The sequence below is a fragment of the Phormidesmis sp. 146-33 genome, assembly GCF_052939515.1.
Genome location: NZ_JBJPHU010000004.1, coordinates 31,454 through 46,993, shown reverse-complemented (window position 1 = coordinate 46,993; position 15,540 = coordinate 31,454). Strand labels below are relative to the sequence as shown.

The window sequence follows — 15,540 nt, the reverse complement described above, 5'->3', positions numbered from 1 at the left end:
TGGCGATACTTTCAAACTATCGTACCTACTGATTTTCTAACAGATGAAAGAACCGAACCCTGTCGAATTTTAGGCTTGCCATTAACGGTTCAAACTCTAGCCTTCTTCACGATCGCCACCCGGAGAGGACTTGTAAAGGGCATCCAGTTGCTCACGGGCATCTTCTACCGTCATCGATCGCATCACCAGCAGCGGTTCGTCAATCATTCGACCATCGCTATCTAACAGTTCGGGGTGAGGCACCGATCGCAGCCGAGAAGACAGAGAAGAGCGAGGGTCATACCCAGAGCCACTTCTAGGAGCGTAATGACGCTGAGACTCAACCCCCAACGTCAACAAATTGCGAATGAGATTGCCCACTGCCATAAAAGCAAGCGCAGTAAAAGCCAAGATGTAAAGCAAATGTAGTACCATATCGACTCTCCCTTAATCCACGCTGGTTTGAAAGTGTGGAGATTAAAATTGTATTGAGTTTGACGGTCTGTGCAGCATTCAAGCCGAAGGTTTATGAGAATTATCTGAAAAATGGTTCTGACTATCTTCCTATAGTCTCTCAGATTTCTCAGAATTCGACTATCTGTTTTTAGACAGACTTACCAGACCGTAGCCGCATACTTACCTGCCAGCATTCTGCGACGAGTCGGTGCCAGGTCATGAGCATCGCTGTTTCGACCCCGACCTGCCCTTCGGTCACATTGAGTAACGTGCGAACCGTGTTGACCTCTTGATGTGCTTGTAAAACCCTTTCCAGTAGATTAGCCTGTTTCTCATTTTCAAGAAAGGGAATCTCCTGGTTTTCTAACAAAGTGCGCGATCGTGTAAACCAGTATTGAAAGTCTTCTAAAAGCGGCTCTAAAACAGTTTTGAGAATGTCTGGCTCTGGCAGATTTGAATGAAACATAAGTTAGTAATGTTTTGTAAAAGGTCAAGGGTTGCTAAAACTTTTTACATTTTGTAACGTTTTCTCATCTTATCGCTAAATTGCCCAAAATACGCATTCAGGCAGCAGATCGGTCAGGGCAAAAGCATCTAATTTCAAAAGAATAATAGTGTCAAGATAGTCCAACGATCGCTACTGGTTGGCTTGCCCTTCCTGATGAGAAGCCATCGCTGCAAACATTCTCAACATTATCGAGAATTGGCTCGACTTATTGACCTGATACGTTTGCTCTGCGATTCATCGGACATTTGGTGGTGATCGATGTGACAATCAGATAGTTTATGGATTCTTGAGTCAACGACTCAGCACTGAAGTGACTGAAGCTCTCCAGCTTAGAGACTTTAGTTTCAGTTGACCAGCTTCAGACCGTCTTGCTCAATTCCCCACGAGGGAAACCCTCCTCCAGGATTGAGCGCTTCGCGGTCTACGTTTTTTGAGTCACGACACCCTGGGATGCGACGCTAGTCCCTTGCTCTGTCGTTAATCGTTAAACATCTTTATTTGGGTTAAGGACGTGCGATTAGCCGAACAAGCGCTCAACCTTGGAGGAGGGTCTCCCTCCGTAGAGGATTGAGTAAGAAGCTCTTAAAACATTGGCGAAGCGAACATCACTCCGCAAGGAGGCTACTGCGGTAGCAAACAACGTCGCGATGCGTACAGGACGAACGATTTGAAACGGTAATTGTCCCGTTGAAAGTGCAATACAAAAGCACCCCGAATCAATTGCCCCAAGGCGGTCGCGACACCCAAAATCTAGGAAGAACCCGGCGGTTAAAACCGCTCGTTGGCTTCCCTCTCAGGTCTAAAGACGCTGAGTTTCCCACCTATCGAGGAGTTTTTATGATTTGGATCATGGGAAATGGCAGTCAATGTAGGAGATTTCCTTTAATAAATTTACCCGGCTGTCTCCATCGAGAGTTCTGAAAGTCAAAGTCCCCCAGAATTGGAAGATTTAGGGGGCTTCCCAAGGTTGGTAACCTCTTTGCTAGAAATCTCCTTAGATCTCCTGAGAACTCAATATCTCCACCAGAACGTTTCTACTCAACTTGCTTGGTTGGTAGAAAACTTGTCTCAAGTCAAAGCCTTAACTCAAGCGGAAATAGAGGGGCAGCTTGCTCAAGACCAGATTCGAGAAAATCAGTTTTTTATTGAGTGGTTAGTGCCAAGTCTTAATTTAGAAACATAGCTGGAGTTAGTGACTGAATTGGTTGAACTGCAACGCCAACTGAGTCGATGGAAACAAGGGTCAACGCTTTGGTCGAGTCCAGTCGATCGCTTGCAGATTGCTAAACATGCCCAAGAATGGAGAGATCGCCTGCTCAATCTCCCTGGGCTGTTGGTGAGTTAGATTGTTCTGGAGAAACGCGACAAGAATCTGGATTTACTCCGGCAGAAGCTTTTCTAGCAGGGTGTAAATATCTTTTTTGTCTCCCTCCTTTCGTCTGCCAATGCCAACGACTAAAATGAGCACTTGCGCTTGCTCAACCTGATAGACAATGCGATAGCGTTGCCCAACAGCTCGAACGCTGCGAAATCCTGAAAGATTATCCACCAGTGCTTTCCCTTGTTTTTCTGGCTCGGTTTTAAGCTGGTCAATGCGATCGCGTAGTTTTTCTTGCTCTCGTCGATCTTTAACCGCAGCCAGCATTTCCAGGGCGAGTGGGGTGAGTTGAATCTTATATTCAATTCCGTTGGCGGCACCCGTCACAGCCCTAGTTGAGCCTTGGCACTCTCCCAGGCAATGGTTTTGCCCTGTTCAGCTTGAGTGATGCTTTGGCGCAATCGAGTAACAAATTCGGTGTCGGTGAGAATGTCGAGCGTTTCGAGCAGTTCGGTCAGATGGCTGTAGCTGAGGGCAGCGATGACAGGAACCCCATCTTGAGTAATGATGATGGGTTCGTCCGTCAGTTCGTCAGGAAGGTTGGGGAGTTGTTGTTGCGCTTGGGCGATCGTGAGTTGCTTGGGCATCGGCTGAGAGACGAGTCAGAGTGAATTCACTGTAACATCTGGTGCCAGGTAACGAATTGCTGAAACGCTGATTATTTGGCTAAAAGGGCCACCATTACAAATCTTTAGAAACTACTGAAATCTTTAAATGCTACAGTTTGCAAGTTCCTGCAAGAGAGAAGGCCAACAATTCCCAAACCCTAATCTACACGCCTCAAACCAATAACCACCCGACCCCGCCCCAAACCAATAACCACCATCTCTCATCCCATAAGGAAGATGTCCATCTCTGGCTTGAGTGTCGAAAGTTACATCAGAATAATCGATCCATTGATTGTTTACACGCCAACCTACTCCATCGCCCAGACAAGACCAAGCCTTTTCATCATACTGTCCATTAAGATACTGTCCATCAAGTTTACCGCCACAGTTTTCTACGTAGATCTTCTTTTGGACACTGAACCCAAACTTGCCGCCACTATTAGCAACCCACAGTTGATCAATCTTAATCAACACCTCACAGGCAAGTATACCAATGCTTTCGGAGTCTAGCCAGCCTTCCTTTTCCCGATTCGCAACCTTGAGCATCAAATTGGTGGTTTCCTGGTCAGCGTCTTTCCATTTCCCTGCTTTCAGCAAGCTTCCTAACCTGGAGTAATCAACAGAAGTTGCCTGAGATGGCAGTTTGATTTTGATTACCTGACTGGCGATCACTACTCCCACCACTGTCACTCCTGCTGGAACTGCCCGCTTGAAGAACTGTCGTCGGCTTAGTGAGGGGGGTGTATGAGGCTGAGAAGCTCTAGAAGCTGCTGTTGTTTGGGGTGATTCTGGTGGAGGTGTCGCTGTTCCATGGCGCTGCATACCCAGATTTTGCAGAGCTTCGATCGCCTCCATATCTGAACCGGAAGAAGCCTCCAACACACGAATCCACAATCGTTGCGCCAACGCCCAATCTTGAGTTCTCTCGGCACGATAGGCATCATTTTTCAGCGTGGCAATATCAGCCAAACTAGCGTGTTGAGGCATCAAGATCAGGTGCGATCTATTCAGTGGTTCGGCGATTGTGTAAGGAGTTTGTCTGACTCTGCCCAAATGTTGACTAACCAATTCAGGCACACGATGTTCGAGATACTGGTTTAACCGTTCCACAGTGGCACATCGACCCCGAATCCCCAGTCCCTCAATCAGGGCATAGGTAAAGGCTCCCTGTTCAATTGCCTCCAACTCATAAGAATACTGGTCGGGACTGCAAGAAAAGAGGCTAATCACTCCAGTTTGGCGGGCTTCTGCTTCTGTTTGTTTACCAATCCCTTCACCACTTTTACGCCCCCCACTGCGACAGGCATCCAGAATCATCACCGCATTGTCGGCTCCACAACTTCGCAGATAGTTAGTGATAGTATTCGTCGAAATACCTGTGTTTTCAATATCTCCAAGATCACCATCCCAAGGCATCAGATAGTCTTGCCCATTATGTGGAACGCCATGTCCGCTGAAGAAGAACCAGAAGTTATCGCCATCCTGCATGAACGGTGTTGCAAAAATCTGGCGCAGAACTTGCAGCAGGTTTGCTCGAAAGGGTTTAGTGGATCTGCCGTTAACCTTGAGAGAATCATCGGTAAACAGAAAGATGCGATCGAACTTGGCTTCCTGACTCAGAAAATTGTGCATCGTTTCTGCATCACGCTTGGCATACTTCAGTGGCTGCAAAAATTCGTACTGGTTGATGCCAATGACGATCGCCCAATTGTTTGCCATCTATCTGTTTGTGTTCGATCTTGTGAATTTTAACTTAATGGCACCCTTCCCAGCAGCTTTTTCTCCTGCAACTAATTTAACCTCTCCTTCCCCGCTGATTTCCACCGATAGCTCCACCTCATCCAGCTTCATGTCCGATTCTGAGCCAATTTGCTGATCCACTTGCTTAAACAAGCGTCCCATCAGTTGTAAAAACTGGTTCATGTTCTGCTCTAACTGTGAGACAGGCAACCGGACTTCCCTAAAGCTCAAGAAGCGCTTGCGGACTTCCTCACCCCATCCCCGTTGCCCCTCAACTGGTACAGAAGCCTCGTCAGCCTCATCGGTCACAATCACAAGGTAGTCTTCTGGCATAAACAAAAGGGGCTAGAGGATTAGCATGATGATAACCCTCCGCTCAAGGTTTAAGCCAACCCACACGCCATCACGCTAATCCTGCAAATGAGAAAGTGACTGCTGGAAAAGCTGGCTGACCAGGCAGCTAAACTCAGGCAGAATTGGGCTGGTCAATTCATACTGCTGATACAGCGTCGCCACCAACCTTAGAACCGCATTCTCCCGGCTGCGTTTGCCAATTCACAATCCAGTATTCCAGCACCCCTCGAACCGAATACAGCTTCAGCTTGGCTTCTCGGTCGCGTTTCCAGGGCGAACGCATTTAGTTTCAAGAGAATAGTAGTGTCGAGATAGTCCAATGACTCTACTGGTGGGCTTACCCTTCCTGATGAGAAGCTATTGCTGCAAATATTCTCAACATTATCGAGAGTTGGCTCGACTTGCCATAATGCGTTTGCTCTGGCGGATCGGTAAGATAGTAAAGGCAACGAGTTTTAGAGTCTTAGCGAGAAGAGAGGATTTCTTCTCAGGACTCAACTCAGAGCGTAAAACTTTTATCTCGTGATCTCATGTCTGCCGAAGAATCTTCTAACCCGCCCGAAAAACTTCACTTGCCCAAGACCAGCGAATCTGTGTTGTTACAAAAAATTCGTCATACCGCCTCTCATGTGATGGCGATGGCCGTGCAGAAGCTATTTCCTAAAGCGCAAGTGACGATCGGGCCCTGGATCGAAAACGGTTTCTATTACGATTTTGACAATCCTCAACCGTTTACCGAAAAGGATCTGAAGGCGATCAAAAAAGAGATGATCAAAATCATCAATCGCAAACTGCCTGTGGTACGCGAAGAAGTCAGTCGCGAAGAAGCCGAACGCCGCATCAAAGCGATTAATGAACCCTACAAGTTAGAGATTTTGGAAGGGCTAGAAGAACCCATCACGCTCTATCACCTAGGCGAACACTGGTGGGATTTGTGTGCCGGGCCGCATCTTGAGAATACGGCTGAGTTAAAACCAGATGCGATCGACCTCGAAAGTGTAGCGGGTGCTTACTGGCGCGGTGATGAAACCAAGGCCCAACTCCAACGCATCTATGGCACTGCCTGGGAAACACCCGAACAGTTAACCGAGTACAAACGCCGCAAAGAAGAAGCCCTGAAGCGCGATCACCGCAAACTGGGCAAAGAACTCGGCTTATTTATCTTCTCGGATCTGGTCGGCCCCGGTCTGCCCATGTGGACACCCAAAGGAACGGTGCTACGATCAACCCTCGAAAGTTTTCTTCAAAAAGAACAACTCAAGCGGGGCTATCTTCCAGTCGTCACGCCTCACATTGCCAGAGTTGACCTGTTCAAAACCTCTGGACACTGGCAAAAGTATAAAGAGGACATGTTTCCTCTGATGGCGGAAGATTCGGAAGCGGCCGCAAATGAGCAAGGCTTTGTCATGAAGCCGATGAACTGCCCATTTCACATTCAGATCTATAAGAGTGAATTGCGATCGTACCGAGAACTTCCCATGCGGTTGGCGGAGTTTGGCACGGTTTATCGATACGAACAATCAGGCGAATTGGGCGGCTTGACCAGAGTACGCGGCTTTACCGTTGATGATTCTCACTTGTTTGTCACGCCTGAGCAGCTAGATGCTGAGTTTCTCAACGTGGTGGACTTGATTCTTTCGGTGTTCAAAAGTCTGCAACTCAAGAACTTTAAAGCGCGTTTGAGCTTCCGTGATCCCGCGTCGGATAAGTACATTGGCTCTGATGAAGCCTGGGACAAATCTCAGGGTGCCATTCGTCGTGCGGTCGAAACTTTGGGCATGAACTACTTTGAAGGCATTGGTGAAGCCGCATTTTACGGCCCAAAACTGGACTTTATTTTTAGTGATGCGCTCGATCGCGAGTGGCAGTTGGGCACCGTCCAGGTCGATTACAACTTACCCGAACGGTTTGATCTGGAATACGTGGCTGAAGATGGCACTCGCAAACGACCTGTGATGATTCACCGTGCGCCATTTGGATCGTTAGAACGGCTGATCGGCATCTTGATCGAAGAGTATGCGGGTGATTTTCCAGTATGGTTAGCTCCGATTCAGGTTCGGCTGTTGGCGGTGGGCGATGAGTTTGTGCCGTTTGCCAAGCAGGTCGTTGAGCAAATGTTGGCGTTGGGCATCCGGGCTGAAGTGGATCTGAGTGGCGATCGCTTAGGCAAGCTGATTCGCAATGCAGAGAAGGACAAAATTCCGGTGATGGCGGTGGTTGGTGCCAAAGAAGTGGAAGCTAATTCGCTGAGTATTCGGACTCGTGCATCGGGTGAGTTGGGGGCAGTTGCGGTGAGTGAAGTGCTCGATCGCCTAAAACAAGCCAACGAAAACCACGGCAACTTCTAGAATTCGCTTTCACCTTGAAGGGATTTGTAGTTTGTGAATAAGCGCGCATGAAACTCTATCGGCTGTTAGAGATCAATTTTGAGTGGGACGAGGACACTACCGCTTCGCCTCGGCATCCAATCTTTGACGTACTCTCACGGTTGCAATGCCGTCTACACCTAGCCCAACTCGTGCTTGAAAGGCTCTGACCGCTTCTTGAGTGGGCGTGTCGTAATAGCGATCGATCGGCAAATCACTCTTCAGCACCACTCTTAGACTGAATCGCAAGTTACGAACGATCGCGGCGGCTTTTTCTTGAGTGGGTTGGTCAGCCCCACCATTCACAGACAACCCATAGCGCTGCTGAAAGTCTCGAATCGCAGCGATCGCAGGCCCATCTGTGAGTGGACGCTGAGGATTGATGTCATAGCCTAACCCTCGCAAAACCAGCCGAAACTCTGACTCGTTGTAGAGATTGCCCAAAGGGACAGAAGGCGTTGGCGGCGACGCGGCTCCTTGCGGGGAACTCGAAGAGGGTGTAAGCGTGGTTGGGTTTCGGGGGGTTGCGTCGTTGAGAATATCGCTGATGCGCTGACGAGTCTCAAAGGTGGCAATTCCCGTCTCAGGTAAGCCATTTTGTCGCTGAAACAGCCTGACGACACTCTCGGTTTGTTTGCCATAAAACTGACTTCCGGGTAGCTGGGGGCTGGGCTGAATCACTCGATTGAGATTAGTTTGCAACTGACGCACCAACTCGGCAGCTTTGTCTTGAGTCGGTGGATTGAGTGTGCCATCGACAGGCAACCGATTTTGAGCCTGAAAATCACGAATCGCCTGCTGCACGATCGGGTCAGTCAAGGGGGCACTGAGCGACACCGGATAGCCAAACCCATTTAGCACTGAAATAAACTGCTCTGGCGCATAGTCTTGACTCCGAACTGCCCAGGCTGGCTGCACACTCACCGCTGTCCCGATTAAAACGGTGGCGATCGTCATCCCAAATCCATTATTCATCTGACACACTCCTCACTGGTCTACCTTGAGAATTTACCTGATTCTGAGATTTTCTCAAATGCTCTGTTCTTGACAAATCGAAGTGCTACCCGTCCAAGGCTCACGGGATTAATAGACGAACGATTCAAACTTCTCTTGTCTCTGCATGACCTACAATCTCAGAATTGCTGACCTGCCCCAAAGCGAACGTCCGCGTGAACGGCTGATGGCTCAAGGCTCCAAAAGTCTCTCAACGGCTGAACTGATTGCTATTTTGCTGGGCACAGGTCAAGGAGCGGGCAAACTGTCTGCGGTTGGGTTGGGACAGTACATTTTGCAGCAGTTGGGTCAACATCAGCGCGATCCGTTGGGAGTCTTGCGCGAAGTCAGCATCCAAGAATTGACGCAGATTCCAGGGATTGGGCCCGCCAAGGCAACGACAATTTTGGCCGCGATCGAGCTAGGCAAGCGCGTCTATCAATCTCGCCCGGCCGACAAAACGGTGGTTGATGATCCCTCAGTGGCGGCGGCGGCGTTGAGTCACGATCTGATGTGGCAGTCTCAAGAACGATTTGCCATCGTGTTGTTGGATGTCAAGCATCGGCTGATTGGCACTCAAATCATTACGATCGGCACTGCAACCGAGACGTTAGCTCATCCGCGCGATATTTTTCGAGAAGTGATCCGGCAGGGGGCGACTCGTGCGATCGTGGCTCACAATCATCCCTCTGGCAATCTTGAACCCAGCCCTGAAGATATTTTGCTCACTCGTCAATTGCTTTCTGGCGCTCAATTGTTGGGGTTGCCTGTCTTAGATCACCTGATTTTGGGCAATGGCGATTACCTCAGTCTGAGACAAACCACTTCGCTGTGGAATGAGCTACCCCAGGGAGATTAGCAGGTTTTATGAACCCTTTTGGTTTTGCGATCGAAAGCGTCCCTCTACAAATTCCCGAACCTTCAGATGCTTGGTTTTGCGTCCGGTGACTCGTTCTCGCCACATGCGAAAGCTGGACGGCTTCATCTCTCGACGCATCAGAGCGATCACCTGCTTTTCGCTGAGACCAAACTGAGTCTCGATCGCGTCAAACGAAGTTCGATCTTCCCATGCCATTTCAAGGATGCGGTCGATCGCTTCGCTGCTCAAGTCTGGTAAATTCATCGCTCCATCGCCTCGACTGTTTTGGGAACTGCGGCTGTCAACACATCATGTCCAGTTTCAGTCACCAGCACATCGTCCTCAATGCGGATACCGATTCCTCGCCAGCGATCGGGCACTTCGGGCTGACCTTCAAAGGGTTGGAAGTCGGGACGAATGTAGATTCCAGGTTCGACCGTGACGACTTGCCCAGGTTGGAAGTTTTGCCAGGTTTCGCCAATTTGCCGAACACCCACATCATGCACATCCAAGCCTAACCAGTGACCCGTTCCGTGCATAAAAAACGGCTTGTACTTCTTTTCTTTGATGATTTCTTCGATATCGCCTTGCAAAAGTCCCAGATCCATTAAGCCTTCGACGATCGTTCTCACTGAGGCATCATGAAACAAATTCCAGGGTGCGTTTGGCTGGACTTGCTCGATCGCATTCAGTTGAGCCTTCAGCACCAGTTCATAGAGAATTTTTTGTTCTTGAGTGAATTGGTTGCCAACGGGATAGGTGCGCGTGATGTCGGAGTTGTAGTAATCGTAAGAACAGCCCGCATCGACTAACAGCAATTCTCCATCCTGCATTTGGCGATTATTTTCGGTGTAGTGCAAGATGCAAGCGTTTGCCCCCGACGCGACGATCGACGGATAGGCTGCTCCCACGCCGCCCCGCAGTCGAAACAACCGCTCCATTTCTGCCTGAATTTCGTACTCATAGCAGCCAGGTTTTCTCATTTCAAGGGCTAACTGATGAGCCTCGGCCGCGATCGCCACCGCTTTTCGCATCAGATCCAATTCACTCGCACTTTTGGTTTGGCGTAAAGGATGCAGCAAAGGAGCCGGATCTTCGATCGCGATCGGGGCAGTTCCCGTTTTATCGTAGGTAGCCATCAGCCGTTGCCAGAGATCGAGAATGGTTTGGTTGAAGGTGCGATCGCGCCCCAGATGATAGAAGATGCGATCGGCTTTTTCGACATACTGCGTCAGTTTTTCGTTGAGTTCGCTAATGGGATACGCTTCGTCTGCGCCGTACTGTTCTTTAGCGGCATCGACTCCAATCCGGTAGCCTGACCAGGTTTCTTTGTCTCGATCTTTGGGCTGGACGAAGAGGATAAACTTGTGCGTCTCGTGCCAGGGAGCTAACACCGCAACTGCATTCGCTTCATTGAACCCCGTCAGATAAAAAAAGTTGCTGTCTTGCCGAAAGTTATATTCCACATCGTTGTGCATGACAGCCGCTGGCGCACTTCGCAGGATCGCCGTCCCGTTGCCAATTTTTGCCATGAACTGTTCGCGCCGTTGACAAAATTCTGATTGCATCATGAAGCCGTTTTGAGTTTACTACGATTGTTTTTGAACAAAGAATTTTTGAACAAAGAATTTCTGAATAACCAACTTCTGAGAAATGGCAGGCGTTTTAGAAAGTTGATGTTTTAGGGTGTTTTAGAAACCTACAGTTTCTCCTTGATCCAACTTCTCAGCAAAATGAGAGACTGTGCCAAGCCGATCAAGTCGCTCTGTTCCAAATATTCCAGCACTCGTTTGGCAGGCAGCAGCGGAAACGCCACACTATTTGCAGATTGAATGTAATGGTCGCCCTGCAATTGATAAATCATCAGATCGCCTTTTAGCACGTCGTCGCCGATCGTCGTCACATACTGCCAGACTTCTGGGATGCCCATCGCCGCATAGATTGCAAACTGATTCAACGTACTTTTGTTGATGGTGATATCCAGTACCAGATCCGGTGGCGCAACCTGTTCGAGATTAAGTTCTGCGCGACGGCGCATTTCGACTTCTTTGTCCAGGTAATAAGACGCTTCGGGCTGAATGCAGCAGGACAGATCAGGACGCTTGAGCAATACAGAACCGATCGAGCTAACTTGCAAAACCAGTTCATCCGCAAAGACGAGAATCAGCGATTCGATCAGCCGACTACAGCGTTCATGCTCTTCTAGCGGGGTCATCATTTCCAGCTTGCCGCGATCGTAGGTCATTCTGGCGACCCGATTAGCGCCCAACTCATTGAGTAACGTCTCAAACTGTTGCCAACTTACGCCTGATAACGTCACTCTCTTTTCAGTAGGAGCGGGTTTCTTCGCCATGCTCGTTTCCTTCGACACCGTTCTACTTTCTGATTTTACTGCGATCTCTTCGAGTTACTCACAAGGGGTCGCTTCCGTCTGAAGGGTTTCCCCCGATCGCAATTCTGTCTGAGTTTGATCAAAGGTGGGATCGCAGCAAGTTAGAACAGATCTGGACGCAAAAGTTTAAGGAGAAGACGGTGAACGGTAAGTTTTTCAAGCGAAGCGGTCAGGTTTTTCTGGGTTCGGTTTTCGTCGTGGCTTCTCTGTTGGCGATCGGGTACTTTACCCCCCGAAAATGGAACGCCTCACAAACCTGTGATAGTCCTTATCGAATCTATGTGGAGGGCGATCAAATGCACGTCAATCTGATTTTGCCTGTCCGAAATCAAACGAATGATTGGAACCAGTTTTTACCGATACAAAAGATTGGTCGAGATTCGCAAGAGAACTATCGATATCTAAAATTTGGCTGGGGCGATCGCGACTTTTATATGAACACGCCAAACTGGTCAGAAGTGAGAATCACCAACGTTCTCAGAGCTTTATTCATGCCTGGAAATCCAACCGCAATGTATGTCCAAGGGTTTACAGATCTGCCCCAAGAAAAAGGCGTTGAAATCAAGTGCGTTGGAGTCAGTCAACAAGACTATTCTCAGATGGTTGACTTCATTCAAAACTCCTTTGAACGCGACGCAAACGGCGCTCCGATTCGCATTCAAGACGGCGGCAACGAGACGAGCGGATTTTATGAAGGCACGGGACATTATTCTGCGCTAAAAACCTGTAACACCTGGGCTGCCAACGGTTTGAGAGCCGCCAATATCAACACGCCCCTCTGGTCAGGACTGGCTTCCTCAGTGATGAGACAAATTCAGGGCTGTGAATGCGATCGTTAAAATGACCACTGCATAGGTTATGTTGAGAATCGCTGCGAGGCTTTTGGGGGGACTCAGAAGCGCTATTCTACTCATTACAGAACAAAAATTAGACAATGCGTTTCTCGAAAATTCTGATTGCCAATCGGGGAGAGATTGCCCTACGAATCCTTCGCACCTGTGAGGAGATGGGGATCGGTACTGTTGCGGTTCATTCCACTATCGATCGCCACTCTCTTCATGTGCAATTGGCTGACGAAGCCGTGTGCATTGGTGAGCCTCCTAGCAGCAAAAGTTATCTCAATATTCCCAATATTATCGCCGCGGCCCTGACTCGCAATGCGACAGCCATTCATCCTGGCTATGGGTTTTTAGCCGAAAACGCCCGCTTTGCCGAAATTTGCGCCGACCACCAGATTGCGTTTATTGGGCCGTCTCCCGACTCGATCCGATCGATGGGCGACAAGTCAACCGCCAAAAAAACGATGCAACGCTCCGGGGTGCCGACGGTTCCTGGAAGTAAGGGATTGGTGCAGGATGAAGACGAGGCTCGAACGATCGCGCGATCGATGGGCTATCCCGTGATCATTAAAGCGACAGCGGGTGGAGGCGGCAGAGGAATGCGTCTGGTCAACACCGATGACGAACTCGGCAAAATGTACATGGCCGCCCAGGGAGAAGCAGAAGCCGCCTTTGGCAATTCTGGGGTGTATTTAGAGAAGTTTGTGCAAAAGCCTCGCCACATTGAGTTTCAGATTTTGGCAGACACCTATGGCAATGTGATTCACTTAGGCGAACGGGAATGCTCAATTCAGCGTCGTCACCAAAAGCTGTTAGAAGAAGCCCCCAGTTCTGCATTGACTCCCGCCCTCCGCGAAAAAATGGGAGCCGCCGCCGTCGCCGCCGCTGAGTCGATTAACTATGTTGGTGCGGGAACGGTGGAATTTTTGCTGGATCAGTCCGGCGAATTTTACTTTATGGAAATGAACACTCGCATTCAGGTCGAGCATCCCGTGACCGAAATGATCACCGGGATCGATTTGATTGCCGAACAGATTCGCATCGCTCAGGGCGAAAAATTGAGCCTGACTCAAGATCAGGTAATTTTGCGGGGACATGCGATCGAGTGTCGCGTCAATGCCGAAGACCCCGAACACAACTTTCGTCCCAGTCCCGGTCGCATCAGTGGATATCTGCCTCCTAGCGGGCCGGGTGTACGAATGGATTCTCACGTCTACACCGATTATGAAATTCCGCCCTACTACGATTCGCTGATTGGCAAACTGATCGTCTGGGCCAGCGATCGCCCCTCTGCCATCCGCCGCATGAAGCGGGCTTTGAGAGAATGTGCCGTAACGGGATTACCCACCACGATCGCCTTCCACCAAAAGATTCTCGAAACGCCAGAATTCCTCAAAGGTGATATCTACACCAATTTTGTAGAAAGCGTGATGATGAACAAGAAATAGGAAAACGGTGAGTCCGAATTCTCCTATCTCATCGCCATTGTGATCAAGCCTTGCTGTCCGAGCAAAATTTCTCTAGCAAGGCTAAAAATACCTACCCAAACGATCGGCGTAATATCCACCCCCCCGATCGGCTGAATCACTTTGCGAGTGGGCGACAAAAACGGCTCTGTCGGAACAGCGACTAAATTGAATGGAAACTGGGTCAAATCGACTTGTGGATACCAGGTCAAAACAATTCGGAAAATAAATAAAAAGGTCATCAAGCCAAGCAGGATACTCAGCGACCCAGCAGCAATTGTCGGAAAATCCATAGGAGAGTCAAAATCTTTAAGCTTTGTAACTCAATTCTAACTTTACTCGGCTCCCTCAGTTTGCTCGATCGGTTTGAAAAGGAGCTATGCAAGGGGGAACTGAACCCGTAAAATTAGAATTACTTGCTTGTTGTTCACAAAAGGACATTCAAATCCATGACTCCTTCTTTAGCAAACTTCTTAGGAAGCCTCGCCGCTGGTCTTTTTATTGTGCTGGTTCCGGCTACGATCGGACTCATTTTCATTAGCCAAAAAGATAAAATTAGACGCTCTTAATTGGTCAAAATTCAAGACAATCTTTTTTCAGGTTCTGGTCAGAACCATCCTCTTACGATTAAAACCTCAGTTAAAGTAGAGGCAGTCGCCTTGAAAACTGGGGTTTTTGCTTTGACGGGCAAAACTTGGGGTCTAATCAACGGTGCGATCGCTTGAAATCTGAGACAAATCTATGACTTTGAAAGTAGAGATTTTAGGCATAACTCGCTAACATGGGACTTACCTAGGAGACCGGGAATGGTTAATTTTCAGTTCAATCTTGCAAGCGTCTCAGGTATTCTCCTCGCAGTCGGTGGAGCAGCCCTCTATGCTGTGCGATCGACGCGCCCTGAGTTATCTAGAGATCACGATATTTTCTTTTCTGCTGTCGGGCTACTGTGTGGCTTGATTTTGATTTTTTATGGCTGGCGATTTGACCCGATTATGCAGTTTGGTCAAGTTTTGCTGACGGGGGCCTCGATTTTCTTTGTCGTCGAGAATCTGCGTCTGAGAAAGGTTTCGACCGAGCAGGCCAAGAAAAATACGCCCATCGTGGACAGCGATCGTCCCGTGAGCCGCAGCTACAAAACGACCTACAACGCTGAGTTTGACGACCAGGAAGTGATCAACGATCGCGTCAGCCGTCCTCGCATTCAAGGCAGCCGAGAAGTCCGCTCTGAGCGCGATGAATATGACAGTCGTCGCCGCCCCACAACCCGCCGCAATCCTGACCCTCGAATCGATTCTGACGATCGTCCCCGTCGTCGCCCTCGCGCAGATGACTCGATCATGGATGCGACCTCCGAATCGAACGGATATGGCAGTGCTTGGGGAGCCGAAGACCGATCTCGCAGCCGCAACACGCCTCCTGCTAGCCGTCCCAGACGACCTCGCCCCACCGATGATGAAGCGTCTTCTCGCCGCAGAGAAGTTGTCCGCCCATCTGATGATTATGTCGAGTACCGTCCGATCGAATCCAATGACGACGAAAATGACAACTGGGGAAATTCTTAGCCTTTTGTTCTGAATATCGCTGAAACGTTGATCCCCCCGT

Annotated in this window: 20 protein-coding genes; 8 read left to right on the top strand and 12 right to left on the bottom strand. The window is 49.2% G+C overall.

Translation table 11 applies throughout. The features are described from left to right. Positions 1-96: 96 nt before the first annotated feature. Positions 97-414: a DUF2973 domain-containing protein gene (locus ACJ2PR_RS02885; RefSeq protein ID WP_446856261.1), complete on the bottom strand. Its 318-nt coding sequence runs from the start codon at positions 412-414 to the stop codon at positions 97-99. A gap of 169 nt (positions 415-583) precedes the next feature. Beyond that, on the bottom strand, positions 584-901 hold the full coding sequence (locus tag ACJ2PR_RS02880; RefSeq protein ID WP_446856260.1) for a DUF2605 domain-containing protein: 318 nt from the start codon (positions 899-901) through the stop codon (positions 584-586). A gap of 1,021 nt (positions 902-1,922) precedes the next feature. Between ACJ2PR_RS02880 and ACJ2PR_RS02875 the strand changes: the two genes are divergently transcribed. Together ACJ2PR_RS02875 and ACJ2PR_RS02870 are read left to right on the top strand one after the other, a co-directional pair. Beyond that, positions 1,923-2,126: a hypothetical protein gene (locus ACJ2PR_RS02875; RefSeq protein WP_446856259.1), complete on the top strand. Its 204-nt coding sequence runs from the start codon at positions 1,923-1,925 to the stop codon at positions 2,124-2,126. 9 nt (positions 2,127-2,135) lie between these two features. Beyond that, positions 2,136-2,288 (top strand): hypothetical protein, encoded by a 153-nt coding sequence (locus tag ACJ2PR_RS02870; RefSeq protein WP_446856258.1) that lies wholly within the window; start codon positions 2,136-2,138, stop codon positions 2,286-2,288. A gap of 33 nt (positions 2,289-2,321) precedes the next feature. On the opposite strand, the gene ACJ2PR_RS02865 is transcribed toward ACJ2PR_RS02870, so the two are convergent. The 5 genes from ACJ2PR_RS02865 to ACJ2PR_RS02845 all read right to left on the bottom strand — a co-directional run bounded on the left by ACJ2PR_RS02865 (position 2,322) and on the right by ACJ2PR_RS02845 (position 5,306). Further along, positions 2,322-2,648 (bottom strand): type II toxin-antitoxin system RelE family toxin, encoded by a 327-nt coding sequence (locus tag ACJ2PR_RS02865; protein WP_446866904.1) that lies wholly within the window; start codon positions 2,646-2,648, stop codon positions 2,322-2,324. Next, entirely contained in the window at positions 2,645-2,908 is a 264-nt protein-coding gene (locus ACJ2PR_RS02860) for a type II toxin-antitoxin system Phd/YefM family antitoxin (RefSeq protein WP_446866905.1), read from the bottom strand. The genes ACJ2PR_RS02865 and ACJ2PR_RS02860 overlap by 4 nt, the downstream gene beginning before the upstream one ends. Positions 2,909-3,031: 123 nt before the next feature. Beyond that, positions 3,032-4,648, bottom strand: coding sequence for a GUN4 domain-containing protein (locus tag ACJ2PR_RS02855; protein WP_446875839.1), 1,617 nt, complete (start codon positions 4,646-4,648; stop codon positions 3,032-3,034). Further along, positions 4,649-5,002, bottom strand: coding sequence for a Pepco domain-containing protein (locus tag ACJ2PR_RS02850; protein ID WP_446875837.1), 354 nt, complete (start codon positions 5,000-5,002; stop codon positions 4,649-4,651). It lies immediately after the preceding gene. 157 nt (positions 5,003-5,159) lie between these two features. Further along, a complete protein-coding gene (locus tag ACJ2PR_RS02845) occupies positions 5,160-5,306 on the bottom strand; it encodes a Uma2 family endonuclease (protein ID WP_446875836.1) in 147 nt (48 codons plus the stop codon). Between the two features lie 247 nt (positions 5,307-5,553). Between ACJ2PR_RS02845 and thrS the strand changes: the two genes are divergently transcribed. Beyond that, entirely contained in the window at positions 5,554-7,371 is a 1,818-nt protein-coding gene (gene thrS / locus ACJ2PR_RS02840) for a threonine--tRNA ligase (RefSeq protein WP_446875834.1), read from the top strand. Between the two features lie 96 nt (positions 7,372-7,467). Here the strand turns inward: thrS and ACJ2PR_RS02835 are convergent, their stop codons facing one another. Further along, positions 7,468-8,364, bottom strand: a complete 897-nt coding sequence (locus tag ACJ2PR_RS02835) for a peptidoglycan-binding domain-containing protein (protein ID WP_446875833.1) — start codon at positions 8,362-8,364, stop codon at positions 7,468-7,470. 145 nt (positions 8,365-8,509) lie between these two features. On the opposite strand from ACJ2PR_RS02835, the gene radC reads away from it, so the two are divergent. Further along, complete coding sequence (gene radC / locus ACJ2PR_RS02830) at positions 8,510-9,241, top strand: RadC family protein (RefSeq protein WP_446875831.1); 732 nt, start codon at positions 8,510-8,512, stop codon at positions 9,239-9,241. Positions 9,242-9,247: 6 nt separating this feature from the next. On the opposite strand, the gene ACJ2PR_RS02825 is transcribed toward radC, so the two are convergent. The 3 genes from ACJ2PR_RS02825 to ACJ2PR_RS02815 all read right to left on the bottom strand — a co-directional run bounded on the left by ACJ2PR_RS02825 (position 9,248) and on the right by ACJ2PR_RS02815 (position 11,594). Further along, positions 9,248-9,505: a TIGR03643 family protein gene (locus ACJ2PR_RS02825; RefSeq protein ID WP_446856249.1), complete on the bottom strand. Its 258-nt coding sequence runs from the start codon at positions 9,503-9,505 to the stop codon at positions 9,248-9,250. Next, entirely contained in the window at positions 9,502-10,812 is a 1,311-nt protein-coding gene (locus ACJ2PR_RS02820) for an aminopeptidase P N-terminal domain-containing protein (RefSeq protein WP_446875830.1), read from the bottom strand. Before ACJ2PR_RS02820 ends, ACJ2PR_RS02825 begins: the two co-directional genes overlap by 4 nt. 128 nt (positions 10,813-10,940) lie before the next feature. Then, positions 10,941-11,594: a Uma2 family endonuclease gene (locus ACJ2PR_RS02815; RefSeq protein WP_446875829.1), complete on the bottom strand. Its 654-nt coding sequence runs from the start codon at positions 11,592-11,594 to the stop codon at positions 10,941-10,943. A 179-nt stretch (positions 11,595-11,773) separates the two neighbouring features. Between ACJ2PR_RS02815 and ACJ2PR_RS02810 the strand changes: the two genes are divergently transcribed. After that, positions 11,774-12,472 (top strand): TIGR02117 family protein, encoded by a 699-nt coding sequence (locus ACJ2PR_RS02810; RefSeq protein WP_446875827.1) that lies wholly within the window; start codon positions 11,774-11,776, stop codon positions 12,470-12,472. A 95-nt stretch (positions 12,473-12,567) separates the two neighbouring features. Further along, on the top strand, positions 12,568-13,920 hold the full coding sequence (gene accC / locus ACJ2PR_RS02805; RefSeq protein WP_446875826.1) for an acetyl-CoA carboxylase biotin carboxylase subunit: 1,353 nt from the start codon (positions 12,568-12,570) through the stop codon (positions 13,918-13,920). Between the two features lie 23 nt (positions 13,921-13,943). Here the strand turns inward: accC and ACJ2PR_RS02800 are convergent, their stop codons facing one another. Then, on the bottom strand, positions 13,944-14,231 hold the full coding sequence (locus ACJ2PR_RS02800; protein WP_446875825.1) for a YggT family protein: 288 nt from the start codon (positions 14,229-14,231) through the stop codon (positions 13,944-13,946). Between the two features lie 156 nt (positions 14,232-14,387). Between ACJ2PR_RS02800 and psbX the strand changes: the two genes are divergently transcribed. Together psbX and ACJ2PR_RS02790 are read left to right on the top strand one after the other, a co-directional pair. Then, positions 14,388-14,507, top strand: a complete 120-nt coding sequence (gene psbX / locus ACJ2PR_RS02795) for a photosystem II reaction center protein PsbX (protein ID WP_446856243.1) — start codon at positions 14,388-14,390, stop codon at positions 14,505-14,507. A 237-nt stretch (positions 14,508-14,744) separates the two neighbouring features. Continuing rightward, entirely contained in the window at positions 14,745-15,500 is a 756-nt protein-coding gene (locus ACJ2PR_RS02790) for a Ycf66 family protein (RefSeq protein WP_446875824.1), read from the top strand. The last annotated feature ends 40 nt before the right edge of the window (positions 15,501-15,540 follow it).